Raw genomic sequence first — 15,113 nt, 5'->3', positions numbered from 1 at the left:
GTGGCCAGGTCTACAATGCCGATGGCGATTGCGTCTGCCCCAAGGGTACGGAAGTCAGGGACAACGCCTGCCGTCCGATCCGGCCGAAGCCTGAGCAGTGCACGATCCGTGGCCAGGTCCACGACGCCAACGGCGATTGCGTCTGCCCGAGGGGTACCGAAGTGCAGGGCAATGCCTGCCGGCGCAAGCAGCCTGATCTGCAGCAGTGCGATATACGCGGCCAGGTCCACAACAAGCGCGGCGAGTGTGTCTGTCCGCGTGGAACCGAAGTGATCAACGGTGCATGCCGCAAGCCCAGCCAGGAGGTGGAATGCGCACCGGGCTCGCAGATGATCGATGGCCAGTGCCAGCCGATCATCAGGCGGCACTGCCCGGACGGCACGATCGGGCGGTATCCGAACTGCCGTCCGGTCCGCGGGCAACCGTCGCTGGAGCTCAACCCGGGCCTGCTGCTGCAGCTACTGCCGAGGCGCATGCCACAGGCCGAACAGCAGCAGGATCCGGCTCCAAACAGAATGCTGAAACTCCAGCAGCAATAACCGGCTGCTCGACGCCAGACCAGAACCCGCCGGAGCAATCCGGCGGGTTTTTCGTCAATGCTCGGGGCAAGCGTAAATTGGCTGCAACACGATCGGAGACGCCGCAACGCCACGCCAGCCCGTGCAGCGACCGCGCCTGCGCACTCGACAAGTCACCCGTGGCGCATTAGGCAGTCGAAAGAGTGGCCGGAAGAAAAGGGCGCTCGGAAAGGCGGCACCTGTGAGCAAAAAGACCCTGATCGCACCTTCGGTGCTGGCGTCGGATTTTTCCAAACTCGGTGATGAGGTCGAAGCGGTGGTGGCGGCCGGCGCCGACTGGATTCATCTCGATGTGATGGACGGGCATTTCGTCCCCAACATCACTTTTGGCCCGCCGGTGATCAAGGCGATCCGCGACCGCACCAAGGCCTTCTTCGACTGCCATCTGATGATTGCCCCGGCCGACCCCTACCTGGCTGCTTTTGCCGACGCAGGCTGCGACGGCTTGACGGTGCATGCCGAGGCCGGACCACATCTCGACCGCTCGCTGCAGACCATCAGGAACCTTGGCAAGAAGGCTGGTGTGTCGCTCAATCCGGCGACGCCGGAAAGCACGGTCGAATACGTGCTCGACCGGCTCGATCTGATCCTGGTCATGACCGTCAATCCGGGCTTCGGCGGCCAGGCCTTCATTCCGGCAATCGTAGACAAGGTGAAGCGGATCAAGGCGCTGATCGGCAGCCGGCCGATCCGCATCGAGATCGACGGCGGCGTCTCGGCCGAAACCGCGCCGCTGGTCACGGCCGCCGGCGCCGACATTCTGGTGGCGGGCGCCGCCATCTTCAAGGGCGGCAGTGTCGAAGCCTACCGGCAGAACATCCAGGCGATCAGGACGGCAGCCGACAACGCAGCCGGCTAATTCGCGACGTATCCGTCTCCGATCAATCCGATATGCCGGCCAAGGGCCCGGTGCCGGGCGCCGGCTTGTGAGCGATGGTGCCGCGGCATCGGATCTGGAAGCGGAGGCGGTCTGATTCGGTGTTCGCCGCCAAACAGAACAGTTGGTCCCACGCACATACAAAAGAACAGGACGAACAGATTCTCCTGCGTGCATAGAAAACATGTCAAGTTTCCGCAGGTTGTAGGGATGCGCGAAATTACAGCATCGAGCTCTGGAAAGCCGTATATTCCTTTGTGCTTAAGTACAATAGCGTGGCCTTCTGCTTGAGCGCACAACAGCAGGTACTGTATGGTACATGTACGAAAGGGGAATGCTTTCGGACTCGAATTGCCCAAAACAAAATTGGGAACAAGGAGTCGCTTTGACATACGGAGCTGCCAATCTGAACGACGACGCTGCAGGACCCAAAAGCACCCTTGCCAGCGCGGTCTACCAGCAATTGCGCGACGACCTTCTCGGGGGTGTTCTTGAAGCCGAGAGCAAGCTGCGGGTCGAGTGGGTGGTCTCCAAATATGGGGCTGGCGCCTCTCCTGTCCGCGAAGCCCTCAATCGCCTTGCTTCGGAAGGGCTTCTCGGCCGCCACGACCAGCGCGGCTTCTTCATCATGCCGATTAGCGCGTCGGAGCTCGAGGAGCTGACGCGCACCCGCTGCTGGCTCGAGGAGCGGGCGCTTCGCGAATCCATCGCCCACAGAACCGCCGAATGGGAAGAACAGCTCGTCCTGGCGCTGCATCGCCTGGGCCGCGCGTCACGTTTTTCGCCGCAGAATCCCGTCTCGCTCGATCCGGATTGGGAGCGGCTGCACCGCATCTTCCATAGGGTGCTGATCTCGGCCTGCCGATCGCAATGGCTGGTGGGGTTCTGCGATCAACTTTCCGATCATGCCTATCGCTATCGGCAAATGGTTCATGACGGCGAAGGTGTCCAGCGCGACCTTTTCGGCGAGCATCGCCTGATCGCCGAATGCGCGCTGGATGGCAATGCCGACGGCGCCGTCGAGGCACTGATCAACCACTACCAACTGACCGCCGCCATGTGCATGAAACGCTTCGAGCAGGACGAAGCTGCAAAGGCGATCGCCGGCAAGCCCGCACACGCCCGGCTATAGCGGTCGTTTTTCCCGCGGGTCCTTACGCCCATTGTTGCCATCCAGCGGCATTGGCACGGCCGGCGCGAACCCCTGTCCGCGGCCTTGACGGCGGAGCCAAGAACCGCGAACTCTTCGCCGCCAAGGCATGCCGTTCCAAGCGCGTGTGCAAGGCCCGCCGTTCCGCCGCCCCAGGGAAGCCTTCATGAGCAATCATCTGTTCGATGCGTTCCGGTCCCGGATGCCGGCGCCTGGGCGCCTGCTGATGGAAACCGATGACGGCCGCTCGCTCAGCTATGGCTATATGCTGGAGCGCTCGGCCCAGCTCGCGCATGCGCTCTTGCAGTTGGATGTCGAACCGGGCGACCGGGTCGCCGTTCAGGTCGAGAAGAGCCCCGAAGCGGTTCTGCTCTATCTCGCCTGCCTGCGTGCCGGCGCCGTCTTCCTGCCACTCAATACCGCCTACACGTTGACTGAGCTGGAGTATTTCTTCAGCGATGCCGAGCCACGGCTGGTCGTCTGCGATCCGGCGAGGGCATCCGACATCGCAGCCTTGGCGGAAAAAACAGGCGCTGCCACCCTCACGCTCGGCCGCGATGGCCAGGGAACGCTCACCGATCAGGCCTCGCGGCTGCCGATGGATTTTCATGACGTGGCTCGCGGGCCGGACGATCTCGCGGCGATCCTCTACACGTCGGGAACGACCGGCCGCTCGAAAGGCGCCATGCTCAGCCACGAGAACCTCGCCTCAAACGCGCGCGTGCTGGTCGAGCACTGGCGCTTCACCGGAGAAGACGTGCTGATTCACGCGTTGCCAATCTTCCACACGCATGGCCTGTTCGTCGCCACCAATGTCATCCTGATGTCCGGCGCTTCGATGCTGTTCGAGCAGAAGTTCGATCCGGCCCGCATCATCTCGCTGCTGCCGCGCGCCACGGTCCTGATGGGCGTGCCGACCTTCTATGTGCGCCTGCTGCAGCAGGATGGGCTGGACCGCGAGGCGGCGAAAAACATCCGTGTTTTCATCTCCGGGTCGGCGCCGCTGCTGGCGGAGACGCACAGGGCCTGGCGCGAGCGCACCGGCCACGCGATCCTCGAGCGCTACGGCATGACCGAGACCAACATGAACACATCGAACCCTTATCAGGGCGAACGGCGCGCCGGCACGGTCGGTTTCCCCTTGCCCGGCGTTACGCTTCGCATCGCCGATCCCGACAGCGGCGCAGCACTTGCGCAAGGCGAGGTGGGCATGATCGAGGTGAAGGGCCCGAATGTCTTCGGCGGCTATTGGCGCATGCCGGAGAAGACCAAAGCGGAATTCCGCGCCGACGGCTTCTTCATCACTGGCGATCTCGGCCTCATCGATGCCGACGGCTACGTCCATATCGTCGGCCGCGGCAAGGACCTGGTTATTTCCGGCGGCTACAACATTTATCCGAAGGAACTCGAAAGCGAGATCGACGCGCTTGACGGGGTCAGCGAAAGCGCCGTCATCGGCGTTGCCCATCCGGATTTCGGCGAGGGCGTCACCGCTGTCGTCGTGCGGGCGCCGGCATCGCGGATCACCGGAGCTGAAATTCTCGGCGCCATCGGCGAACGCGTGGCGAAATACAAGCTCCCCAAGCGGGTCATCTTCGTCGACGAACTGCCGCGCAACACCATGGGCAAGGTGCAGAAGAATCTTTTGCGCGAGACATATAAGGATCTCTACACAGCCTGAAATTGGAGCTGCGCGGCCGGTCGGTCAGCCCGGGGCGCCAACCCCAAAAACCCTGTCGCCACCGATCCAGACACCCTTCATGTCGAGTTCGTCCGACAGCGAAACGATATCCGCCGCCGTGCCGTTGGCGAAGCGGCCGAGCCGGTGCGACTGGCCGATCGCCTGCGCCGGATAGAGCGAGGCCATGCGCAAGGCTTCCGACAGGTCCAGCCCGACGATCCGGTGGACGTAGCGAACGGCCGAGATCATGTCGAGATCGGCACCCGCCAGCGTTCCGTCGGCAAGCCGCAGGCTGCCATCCCTGCGGTAGATGGTGCGGCCGTTGAGCGTGAACGAGGTCATGTCGGTGCCGATTGTCGCCATGGCGTCGCTGACCAGCACGATCCTGCCGGGACCTTGCTTCGCACGCAGCGCGATCTTGATGGTGGCGGGATCGACATGGATGCCGTCGGCGATGAGACCGGCCGACAATGTGCCGATGTCTATGGCCGCGCCTGCCAGCCCGGGCTCGCGGTTGCCGATCTGGCTCATCGCGTTGAACAGATGGGTGACCATCGAGGCGCCGGCCTTGGCAAAGGTGCTGGCCACCGCGTAGCCGGTGTCGGAATGGCCAAGGCTGACGATGATTCCGGCCTTGGCGAGTGCCGCGACGCGCGCCGGCTCGACGGATTCGGGTGCTATGGTGGTGAGCAGCACCGGCAGCTTTTGCCGCGCCGCGATCAGCCTTGCCTGGTCGTCGTCCGTCATCGGCCGGATCAGCGCCGGGTCATGCGCACCCTTGCGGGCGATCGACAGATGCGGCCCTTCGAGATGCAGGCCGAGAAAACCCGGAACCTTCTGCAGCGTCGCTGCCGCGCCGGCGGCAATCGCGGCGGCGGTGATGTCGGGTGTATCGGTGATCAACGTAGGCAGCAGCGCCGTCGTGCCGAACGGCGCATGTGCCCTGCAGATGGTTTCGAGCGACGCGACATCGGGATGGTCGTTGAGCATGACGCCGCCGCCGCCATTGACCTGTACATCGACGAAACCCGGCGCCAGCACGCCACCGCCGGTCGCGACGACGCGGACATCTGCGGCAATGGCCCCGGTGGGCAAAATAGCCTCGACCAACCCGTCGCGCACGAGCAGCGCGTGGCCGTCATGCCAATCGTCGCCGTCGAAAATCCGGGCACCGGTCAGGGCAAAGCGATCGCTCATACCGTCTCCGTCACCTTGCGAAGATTGCGCGGCGTGTCCGGGTCGAGGCCGCGATGGCGGGCAAGCGCCTCGACGAACATGTAGAAGGAAACGATCAGCGTCAGCGGGTCGGTCAGGGGATTGCCGGTGGCGACATGCGGCAGGCGCACGGCACGCTGGGCAAGCGCCGAGGTGACGAACACCGACGCACCCTTGGCCGCCAGGCCGTCGGCGGCCTCGGCGACGGACGGTTCGGACGCATCGCGCGCGGCCAGCGCCAGCACCGGAAAATCGGGGCCGATCAGCGCCAGCGGGCCATGCATGACTTCGGCGGCGCTATAGGCCTCGGCATGCATGCCGCAGGTCTCCTTGAATTTCAGTGCCGCCTCGTTGGCCATCGCCGCCGATGGTCCGCGACCGAGGATGAATAGCGATTTCTGCTTCTCGATGGTTTCGGCGAGCACGCTCATCCAGTCGCAGGCGATGGCTTTGCGGAAATGCTCCGGCAAGCGGGCAAGCGCTGCCAGCAGCGCATCGTCGCCGGTGGCATGCGCCATCAAAGCAAGACCGGCCACAGCGGAATTGATGAAGGTCTTGGTGGCCGCCACGCTGCGCTCGGGGCCGGCCAGGATATCGATGGCGTAATCCGAAGCACGCGCCAACGGCGAATCGGCAGTGTTGGTGATGGCGATGGTCAGCGCGCCGCCGGCCCGCGCGGTTTCGGCCATGGCCACGATGTCGGGGCTCTTGCCCGACTGTGAGATCGCCAGGCAGGCCGAGCCGGCAAGCCTGAGCTTGCGCCCGTAGATCGACGCGACGGACGGTCCGACCGATGCAACTGCGAGGCCCGCGGTCAGCTCGACGGCATATTTCATGAAGGTGGCGGCATGGTCGGACGAGCCGCGCGCTACCGTGACGACAAACTGCGGGTCGCGTTCGCGGATGCCGCGCCCGGCCTCGGTCAGTACCGCGCCGGAGCCCTCGAGCAGGCGGGCGACGGCTTGCGGGATCTCCTCGATCTCGCGCCGCATAAAGGTCGACTTCGTCGACTTGATTGGCTTTGTACTCATGATCGGCCCTCTTCACTCGGCCCCGTCAGCCGCAGTTCGGCGACGAAATCATAGGCGTCGCCCCTATAGATAGAGCGGGTGAATTCGATCACCTTGCCGCTCGCCAGATAGGAAATGCGCTCGATGTGCAGGCCGGCGATGCCTGGCGGCACTTCGAGCAGGCGTGCGTCGCTGTCGCCGAGATTGGCGGCGGAGATGCGCTGCACCGCTCGCACCGGCCGGTTGCCGGTCAACTCCAGCGTCGCATAGAGCGAGGAGCCAATATCGGCCGGATCGGGCAGCACGCTGGCCGACAGCGAGGCGCGTTCGATCGCCAGCGGCGTGTCATTGGCAATGCGCAGGCGCGCCACCCGCGCCACCAGTTCGTTCGACGACAGGCCGAGCACCATCATCTCGTCGGGCGAGGGCGCGTAAAGACCGCGGTCGAGCCAGGCCGAACGCACCGCCATGCCGCGCCGCGCCATGTCCTCTGTAAACGAGGTCAGGCGCGACAGCGACTGCTCGACGCGCTCCATGCGCGGCGCGACGAACGTGCCGGAACCATGGCGCTGGACCAGGATGCCGCCCTTGACCAGGTCCTGCACCGCCTTGCGCACGGTGACGCGCGAAATGTCGGCCTTGGTGGCGATGTCGCGCTCGGACGGCAGCGCGTCGCCCGGCCCGATCAGGCCGCGATTGACCGCATCCTCGATGCTCTTGCGAAGCTGCAGATAGAGCGGCGCGCCGCTTTGCGCCTGATGCTTCAGCGTGGCGAAGATCTGGTCGGCGGCCTCGCTCATCGGGCCCCCTCCGCTGGCCTGGCGAACAGACGAACTGCCATCTGCACCGCGCCGCCCAGCGCGTCGTCGAGCGGCGGCTTCAGCAGCGCGCGGTAACGGGCCGACAGGCGCGGCGCGTACAGCGGAGCCAGCCCGCCAAGCAGGCACAGCGGCGCGTCGTCCGAAAGGTCGAGCGCGCCGAGCGAGGCCTCGACATCGGCGACCGCCCTGTCGAGGATCCAGTTGGCGACGCGGTCGCCCTTCTCGGCATGCTCGAACACCTTGGGTGCGAAGCCGCCGAAATCGCCGGGCTTGGCATTGGTGGTGAATTCGACCACGTCCTCCGGATTGTTGCGGAAAACGGCCAGCATGCTCTGCGTCAACGGCGAACCCTCGCGAACGCCATCATAAGCAAGCAGCGTCTGCTCGAGCAGGTCGCGGCCGATGCGGGCGCCGCTGCCTTGGTCGCCGACCTGGAAACCCCAGCCGCCGATGGCGCGCGACTTGCCGTTCTTGCGCGCCATGTAGGCGGTGCCGGTGCCGAGGATCGCCATGGCGCCGTCACCGGAGCCGACAGCGCCTTCGAGCGCGATCTCGGCGTCGGTCTCGACGCGGCTGATGCTGAACGGCAGAATCGCTTCGAGCTGCTGCCGGTAGGTGCCGACATTGGCGCCGGCGAGGCCAAGAATTGCCGGTGTCTGCGGGATCAGGTCCGGGTCCTGCCGGGCGTCGATGAACGCCAGCCGCGCCGCTTCGACGATGTTCGACCGGGCGCCGGTCAGATCGGTGCGGATGTTGGCAGCGCCGCTTTTGGCGCGGCCAATGACGGCACCGTCCGCCGTCGCCAGGGCTGCCCGGCAGCTGGTGCCGCCGCCATCGATTCCGAGCACGAAATTCACACGATTTCTCCTCCGGGCGGATAATACCAATAAAATACCAATAGCCAAGTGTTAATTTCCGAATCAAAAAATTACGTCTCATTTCATTGAAAAACCACGGTATTCCGTCACTTCATCGATGTCCGGGCCGCGAGTTCGCTAATGCGTGTGGACAAGTGGTATTTTTTTGGTATTGTTCTGGTATTGGAGGTACCGGGATGGCCGAAACGCGCACCGAAGCGCTTCACAAAAATGCCGAGGGGCTGGATATCCGGGCTCCGGATGCCATCCTTTCCTATTTGGCCGATGCGCAGATTGAAGCCGCGAAAGTGGTGCGCCATGCCATTCCTTCCATTGCTAGGGCGGCCGAAATCGTTGCCGGCAGGCTGAACGGCGGCGGCAAGCTTGCCTATGCGGCGGCCGGCAGCTCGGGCCTGATGGCGCTGGCCGATGCGCTGGAGTTGCCGGGCACCTTCGGCATCCATCGCGACCGCATCGCTATCCTGATCGCCGGCGGCGACGAGGCCTTCCGGACGCTGGCCGGCGGACCGGAAGACGATACCGAGGAGGCTGCGGCAGCGGTCGCCAAGGCCGGTATCGGCGAGGGCGACTGCCTGATCGCCATCTCCGCCAGCGGCACGACGCCCTATGCGGTGCGGGCTATCGAGGACGCCCGGCTTCGGGGAGCCGCCACAATCGCTATAGCCAACAACAGGGACTCGGCACTGCTGCGACAGGCCGAAATCGCCATCCTGCTCGAAACGCCGCCGGAACTGATCGCCGGTTCGACGCGCATGGGCGCCGGCACCGCCCAGAAGATCGCGCTCAACATGCTGTCGACGCTGACAGCGGTCCATCTCGGCCATGTCCATGATGGTTACATGGTCAATTTGATGGCCGACAACATCAAGCTGCGCGACCGCGCGGCACGCATCGTCGCCGCCGTCAGCGGACGCGGCACGGACGAAGCGGCCCGTCTGCTCGAGAAGAGCGGCGGCGCGGTCAAGACCGCCATTCTGCTTGCCGCCGGCGCCGACAGCGCCGACGCGGCGCAGAAGATACTGGAAGAGGCTGGCCAGAAGCTGCGGCCGGCCCTTTCTGCTATAGAGGGGAGCAAGGGGTCAAAAGCCTCTGTTCTCATCAAAACCGAACCTGAAAAAGGTCAACAGGGAGACTGAGCATGACAACGAAACTACTGACGGCACTGCTTCTGGGCACCAGCATTCTCGGCTCGGCCGGGGTGGCTTATGCCGGCGACGTAACGCTCAACATCGAAAGCTGGCGCGGCGACGACCTTGCCATCTGGAAGGATAAGCTGATCCCGGCTTTCGAAGCCAAGAACCCGGGCATCAAGGTGGTGTTCGCACCGTCGGCGCCGACCGAATATGACGCCGCGCTCGGCGCCAAGCTCGCCGCCGGCTCGGCGGGCGACCTGATCACCTGCCGCCCGTTCGATAAGTCGCTTGAACTGTTCAAGAAGGGCAACCTTGCCGATCTGTCGGCGCTGCCCGGCATGGAAAACTTCTCTCCGGTGGCCAAGTCCGCCTGGCAGACAGACGACGGCAAGGTGAGCTTCTGCGTGCCGATGGCCTCGGTCATCCACGGCTTCATCTACAACAAGGATGCTTTCGACAAGCTCGGCATCAAGGTGCCGGAGACCCGCGCCGAATTCTTCGCCGCGCTCGACAAGATCAAGGCCGACGGCACCTACATCCCGATGGCGATGGGCACCAAGGATCTCTGGGAAGCCGCGACCATGGGCTACCAGAACATCGGCCCCAACTACTGGAAGGGCGAGGACGGCCGTGCAGCGCTGATCAAGGGCGATCAGAAGTTGACGGACAAGGACTGGGTCGCGCCGTTTGAGGAATTGGCCAAGTGGAAGCCTTATCTCGGCGATGGGTTTGAAGCGCAGACCTACCCGGACAGCCAGAACCTTTTCACGCTCGGCCGCGCCGCCATCTACCCGGCCGGCTCGTGGGAAATCGGCCTGTTCAACACGCAGGCCCAGTTCAAGATGGGCGCCTTCCCGCCTCCGGTCGAGAAGGCCGGCGACACCTGCTACATCTCTGACCATACCGACATCGGCATGGGCCTGAACGCAGCTTCGAAGAACGCCGATGCGGCCAAGACATTCCTGTCCTGGGTCGCTTCGCCGGACTTCGCCACCATCTACGCCAACGCGCTGCCGGGCTTCTTCAGCCTGAACTCCGCGCCGGTGAAGATGGCAGACCCGCTGGCGCAGGAATTCGTCTCCTGGCGCGGTAAGTGCAAGTCGACGATCCGCTCGACCTACCAGATCCTGTCGCGCGGCACGCCGAATCTCGAAAACGAGACCTGGGTTGAATCGGCCAACGTCATCAACGGCACCGATACGCCGGAAGCCGCGGCCAAGAAGCTGCAGGCCGGTCTCGACAGCTGGTACAAGCCGGCCAAGTAAGAGCTCAGGCTGAGCGCTGCTTATCTCCCCCCAAGGGGGAGATGTCGCCGAAGGCGACAGAGGGGGTCGGTGGAGGCAGCCGCGACTTGATCGTTGCTTGAAAGCACGGTCAAATGTCGATGGCGCACTGCCTTGACCGACCCCACCCGCCTCGCTTCGCGAGGCACCCTCCCCTCGAGGGGAGAGAGGCGCCGCGCCTTTGGCGGCATTTGCCAACCTGATCGGCGGGGACCGAACTCATGGCCGCAGACATCAGACCGAAACGACCGTTCCGCTGGCACATCGGCATCTTCCTGGCGCCGGCGGTGCTCGTTTACACGGCGATCATGATCCTGCCGCTCGCCGGCACGCTGCAGCTGTCGCTGTTCCGCAACATCGAGCAGCACCAGGTTTTCGTCGGGCTGCAGAACTTCCGCGCCCTGTTTGGCGATCCCAACTGGTCGGTAGGTTTCTGGAACGCGCTCAGGAACAATACCTGGTTCTTCATCATCCACATGCTCGTGCAGAACCCGATCGGCGTCATGCTGGCCGCCATGCTGTCCAGCCCGAGACTGAGATTCGCGGCCTTCTACCGCACGGCGATCTTCGTGCCGACCATTCTGTCCTTCGTTATCGTCGGCTTCGCCTGGAAGCTGATCCTGTCTCCGCTATGGGGCGTGGCGCCACATCTGATGGACCTTTTCGGCCTGAAAAGCCTGTTCATGCCTTGGCTGGGCAAGGAGCAATATGCGCTGACCGCGCTCAGCCTGATCTCGGTCTGGCAGTTCGTCGGCATCCCGATGATGCTGATCTACGCCGCCCTGCTGTCGATCCCCGAAGAGGTGATCGAAGCCGCCGAATGCGACGGCATCACCGGCCTGTCGCAATTCTGGAAGATCAAGCTGCCGCTGATCCTGCCGTCGATCGGCATCATTTCGATCCTCACCTTCGTCGGCAATTTCAACGCCTTCGACCTGATCTACACCGCGCAAGGGGCGCTCGCCGGGCCGAACTATTCGACCGACATTCTCGGCACCTTCCTCTATCGCGCCTTCTTCGGCTTCCAGCTGCAGGTCGGCGACCCCAACATGGGCGCTGCGATCGCCACGATGATGTTCCTGATCATCCTCGGCGGCGTCTGCGTCTACCTCTTCCTCGTGCAGACGCGCCTGCGTCGCTACCAGTTCTGAGGGGCGAGATGTCGAGCTTGAACACCCCCCTCTGGCCTGCCGGCCATCTCCCCCTCAAGGGGGGAGATCAGATGTCACTTCGGCCTTTGCCAATCTTCAGCGTTGCAAGATGTGCCGTAAGGCCAACGCCGCCAATCTCCCCCCTTGCGGGGGAGATGCCCGGCAGGGCAGAGGGGGGTGCCTGGGGGTCGCTCTTGAAAATTGCAGCTCGTCAGGAGACGCTCCAATGAGCACCGCCACCCGTTCTATGCCCCGCACCATCGGCGCCCACGCGATCCTGCTGACCTACACGGTGATCGCGCTGTTTCCGGTGATCCTGGTCATCATGAACTCGTTCAAGTCCCGCGCGGGCATCTTCGGCGCGCCGCTGACTCCGCCTACGCCCGGGACGTTCGACCTGATCGGCTACACGACCGTGATCGGCCAAGGCGACTTCATTCACTATTTCCAGAACAGCCTCGTCGTCACCGTCGCGTCGTTGTTCTTCGTGCTGCTGTTCGGCGCCATGGCGGCGTTTGCGCTGTCGGAATACCGCTTTCGCGGCAATTCGCTGATGGGGCTCTATCTGGCTCTCGGCATCATGATCCCGATCCGCCTCGGCACCGTCGCCATCCTGCAATTGATGGTGGCAAGCGGGCTGGTCAACACGCTGACGGCGCTGATTCTGGTCTACACCGCGCAAGGCCTGCCGCTCGCCATCTTCATCCTGTCGGAATTCATGAAGCAGGTGTCCGACGATCTGAAGAATGCCGGCCGCATTGACGGCCTGTCCGAATACACCATCTTCTTCCGCCTAGTGCTGCCGCTGGTCAGGCCATCGATGGCGACTGTCGCCGTCTTCACCATGATCCCGATCTGGAACGACCTGTGGTTCCCGCTGATCCTGGCGCCGTCCGAAGAGACCAAGACGGTGACGCTCGGCGCGCAATTGTTCCTTGGCCAGTTCGTCACCAACTGGAACGCCATCCTGGCCGCACTGTCGCTGGCGATCATGCCGGTGCTGATCCTCTACGTCATCTTCTCGCGGCAGCTGATCCGCGGCATCACGTCTGGAGCCGTCAAGTGAGTTCGCAAACGCCTCTTCGCGTCCCAAATCCTCTACGGGTAATCGTCGCCGGCCTCGGCAATATGGGCCGCAGCCATGCGCTGGCCTACCACACCAATCCGGGCTTTCAGATCGCAGCACTCATCAACCGCTCCGATGTGCCGCTGCCGGACGGGCTGTCCGGCTACGGCATCAGGCGTTCCTTCGATGATGCCCTGCGTGACGAAAAGCCCGATGTCGCCTGCATCGCCACCTATTCCGACAGCCATGCCGACTATGCGGTGAGGGCGTTGGAGGCCGGTTGCCATGTCTTCGTCGAAAAGCCGCTGGCGACGACCGTGGCCGATGCCGAGCGCGTCGTCGCGGCGGCCAAGGCCAATGGCAAGAAACTGGTGATCGGCTACATCCTGCGCCACCATCCGTCCTGGATCAGGCTGATCGCCGAAGCGCGGAAACTGGGCGGCCCCTACGTGTTCCGCATGAACCTCAACCAGCAATCCTCGGGGTCCACCTGGGAGACGCACAAGCAGTTGATGCAGACGACCTCGCCGATCGTCGACTGCGGCGTCCACTATCTCGACGTCATGCTGCAGATCACCGACGCCAGGACGGTCGAGGTGCGCGGCATGGGCGTGCGGCTGACCGAGGAGGTCGCGCCCTCCATGTACAATTACGGCCATTTGCAGGTGCTGTTCGATGATGGCTCGGTCGGCTGGTACGAGGCCGGTTGGGGTCCGATGATTTCGGAAACGGCCTTCTTCGTGAAAGACGTCATCTCTCCCAATGGCTGCGTGTCGATCGTGATGAAGGAAGGTGTGAAGTCGGATGATATCGACACCCACACCAAGACATCGACCATCCGCCTGCACAGCGCCGCGACCGGACCGGACGGCAAATTCGCCAGGCCGGACGAAATGGTGTCGATGGCAGGCGAACCCGGCCACCAAGACCTCTGCGACCTTGAACAGGCCTTCGTGCTGAAGGCGATCCGCGAGGACCTGGATCTGACCAAACATATGGACGACGCGGTCAAGTCGCTCGCCGTCTGCCTTGCCGCCGACGAGAGCGTGCGCAGCGGAAAGGCGGTGCGATTGTGACCGCAGAATTGCCGTCAGGGGTTGCATTCGCGCCCACATTCCAATCCGGAGGATCGCCGTGGGCTCGCTGAACATCGAGAACGTGAAGAAGGCCTTCGGGCCGGTCGAGGTGCTGAAGGGCATCGACCTTGAAGTGAATGACGGCGAATTCGTCGTCTTCGTCGGCCCGTCCGGCTGCGGCAAGTCGACCTTGCTCAGGGTCATCGCCGGACTGGAGGATTCGACCTCGGGCCGCGTGGTCATCGACGGCGCGGATGTCTCCGTCACGCCGCCGGCCAAGCGCGGCATTGCCATGGTGTTCCAGACCTATGCGCTCTACCCGCATCTGACGGTGAAGAACAATATGGGCCTCGGCCTCAAGCAGGCCGGGACGCCGGCGGCCGAGATCGATCGGCGTATCGGCATCGCCTCGTCGATGCTGTCGCTGGAGCCCTATCTCGAGAGGCGGCCGGCGGAACTCTCCGGTGGTCAGCGCCAGCGCGTCGCCATCGGTCGCGCCGTGGTGCGCGAGCCGAAGCTGTTCCTGTTCGACGAACCTCTGTCTAACCTCGATGCCGCGCTGCGCGTCAACACGCGGCTGGAGATCGCGCAGCTGCACCGCCGGTTGAAGGCGACGATGATCTACGTCACCCACGACCAGGTCGAGGCGATGACGCTGGCCGACAAGATCGTCGTGCTCAACGCGGGTCGCATCGAGCAGATCGGCGGCCCGATGGAGCTCTACAATTCGCCGGCGAATGAGTTCGTCGCCGGCTTCATAGGTTCGCCGAAGATGAACTTCGTCGACGGCGCGAGGCTCGGAGAAACCGCCAAGACCATTGGCGTGCGGCCGGAACACCTGACCGTCGATCCGAAGGTGGGTGCATGGAAGGGAACGGTCGTCCATGCCGAGCATCTCGGCGCCGACACCAATCTCTATCTCGACTGCGAGAAGGCCGGGCTGATCACCGTGCGCATTTTCGGCGTCTATGATGCAGAGCCAGGCGCGACGCTCTACGCGACGCCGGATCCGGCCAAGACCTATCGGTTTGGCGCGGATGGGAAGGTGCTGAAGTAGGCGGGCGCAGCCCCCTCACCCAGCCTCCGCTTCGCTCGGCTGACCTCTCCCCCAAGGGGCAGGGCTATCGCATATGAGTAAAGAGGCTAAGCAGGTTTTGATCGGCCCATCGTGCCTTGAGTCGTTTGTGGCTGAGC

13 protein-coding genes and 1 pseudogene are annotated in these 15,113 nt (G+C 63.8%); 10 read left to right on the top strand and 4 right to left on the bottom strand.

What is annotated here, in order from left to right; translation table 11 throughout:
* The 4 genes and pseudogenes from NKJ01_RS34605 to NKJ01_RS34590 all read left to right on the top strand — a co-directional run.
* Positions 1–539, top strand: a pseudogene (locus NKJ01_RS34605) (hypothetical protein); the annotation flags it as partial.
* 220 nt (positions 540–759) lie between these two features.
* Positions 760–1,437: a ribulose-phosphate 3-epimerase gene (gene rpe, locus NKJ01_RS34600; RefSeq protein ID WP_352734959.1), complete on the top strand. Its 678-nt coding sequence runs from the start codon at positions 760–762 to the stop codon at positions 1,435–1,437.
* Between the two features lie 403 nt (positions 1,438–1,840).
* Positions 1,841–2,587, top strand: coding sequence for a GntR family transcriptional regulator (locus tag NKJ01_RS34595; protein ID WP_352486116.1), 747 nt, complete (start codon positions 1,841–1,843; stop codon positions 2,585–2,587).
* 184 nt (positions 2,588–2,771) lie between these two features.
* Entirely contained in the window at positions 2,772–4,286 is a 1,515-nt protein-coding gene (locus tag NKJ01_RS34590; RefSeq protein WP_352734958.1) for a malonate--CoA ligase, read from the top strand.
* A 24-nt stretch (positions 4,287–4,310) separates the two neighbouring features.
* Here the strand turns inward: NKJ01_RS34590 and nagA are convergent, their stop codons facing one another.
* The 4 genes from nagA to NKJ01_RS34570 are packed head-to-tail and all read right to left on the bottom strand — an operon-like array spanning position 4,311 to position 8,189.
* Positions 4,311–5,483: an N-acetylglucosamine-6-phosphate deacetylase gene (gene nagA, locus NKJ01_RS34585; RefSeq protein ID WP_352734956.1), complete on the bottom strand. Its 1,173-nt coding sequence runs from the start codon at positions 5,481–5,483 to the stop codon at positions 4,311–4,313.
* Entirely contained in the window at positions 5,480–6,532 is a 1,053-nt protein-coding gene (locus NKJ01_RS34580) for an SIS domain-containing protein (RefSeq protein ID WP_502905950.1), read from the bottom strand. The genes nagA and NKJ01_RS34580 overlap by 4 nt, the downstream gene beginning before the upstream one ends.
* Positions 6,529–7,311 (bottom strand): GntR family transcriptional regulator, encoded by a 783-nt coding sequence (locus tag NKJ01_RS34575; protein ID WP_352734954.1) that lies wholly within the window; start codon positions 7,309–7,311, stop codon positions 6,529–6,531. The genes NKJ01_RS34580 and NKJ01_RS34575 overlap by 4 nt, the downstream gene beginning before the upstream one ends.
* Positions 7,308–8,189, bottom strand: a complete 882-nt coding sequence (locus NKJ01_RS34570) for a glucosamine kinase nucleotide-binding domain-containing protein (RefSeq protein WP_352734952.1) — start codon at positions 8,187–8,189, stop codon at positions 7,308–7,310. The genes NKJ01_RS34575 and NKJ01_RS34570 overlap by 4 nt, the downstream gene beginning before the upstream one ends.
* Positions 8,190–8,386: 197 nt before the next feature.
* Between NKJ01_RS34570 and NKJ01_RS34565 the strand changes: the two genes are divergently transcribed.
* The 6 genes from NKJ01_RS34565 to NKJ01_RS34540 all read left to right on the top strand — a co-directional run bounded on the left by NKJ01_RS34565 (position 8,387) and on the right by NKJ01_RS34540 (position 14,976).
* A complete protein-coding gene (locus NKJ01_RS34565; protein ID WP_352734950.1) occupies positions 8,387–9,346 on the top strand; it encodes an N-acetylmuramic acid 6-phosphate etherase in 960 nt (319 codons plus the stop codon).
* Between the two features lie 2 nt (positions 9,347–9,348).
* Positions 9,349–10,608 (top strand): ABC transporter substrate-binding protein, encoded by a 1,260-nt coding sequence (locus NKJ01_RS34560; RefSeq protein ID WP_352734948.1) that lies wholly within the window; start codon positions 9,349–9,351, stop codon positions 10,606–10,608.
* 239 nt (positions 10,609–10,847) lie between these two features.
* Positions 10,848–11,777 carry a carbohydrate ABC transporter permease gene (locus NKJ01_RS34555; RefSeq protein WP_352734946.1) on the top strand — a complete coding sequence of 310 codons (930 nt, stop codon included), beginning with the start codon at positions 10,848–10,850 and terminating at the stop codon, positions 11,775–11,777.
* Between the two features lie 226 nt (positions 11,778–12,003).
* Positions 12,004–12,843 (top strand): carbohydrate ABC transporter permease, encoded by an 840-nt coding sequence (locus tag NKJ01_RS34550; protein ID WP_023761319.1) that lies wholly within the window; start codon positions 12,004–12,006, stop codon positions 12,841–12,843.
* On the top strand, positions 12,840–13,919 hold the full coding sequence (locus NKJ01_RS34545; protein ID WP_352734944.1) for a Gfo/Idh/MocA family protein: 1,080 nt from the start codon (positions 12,840–12,842) through the stop codon (positions 13,917–13,919). The genes NKJ01_RS34550 and NKJ01_RS34545 overlap by 4 nt, the downstream gene beginning before the upstream one ends.
* Positions 13,920–13,977: 58 nt before the next feature.
* Positions 13,978–14,976 (top strand): ABC transporter ATP-binding protein, encoded by a 999-nt coding sequence (locus NKJ01_RS34540; protein ID WP_352734942.1) that lies wholly within the window; start codon positions 13,978–13,980, stop codon positions 14,974–14,976.
* Positions 14,977–15,113: the final 137 nt, after the last annotated feature.

The sequence above is a fragment of the Mesorhizobium sp. M0276 genome (assembly GCF_040321755.1).
GTDB lineage: Bacteria > Pseudomonadota > Alphaproteobacteria > Rhizobiales > Rhizobiaceae > Mesorhizobium.
This window is presented reverse-complemented; position numbering and strand designations above follow the sequence as displayed.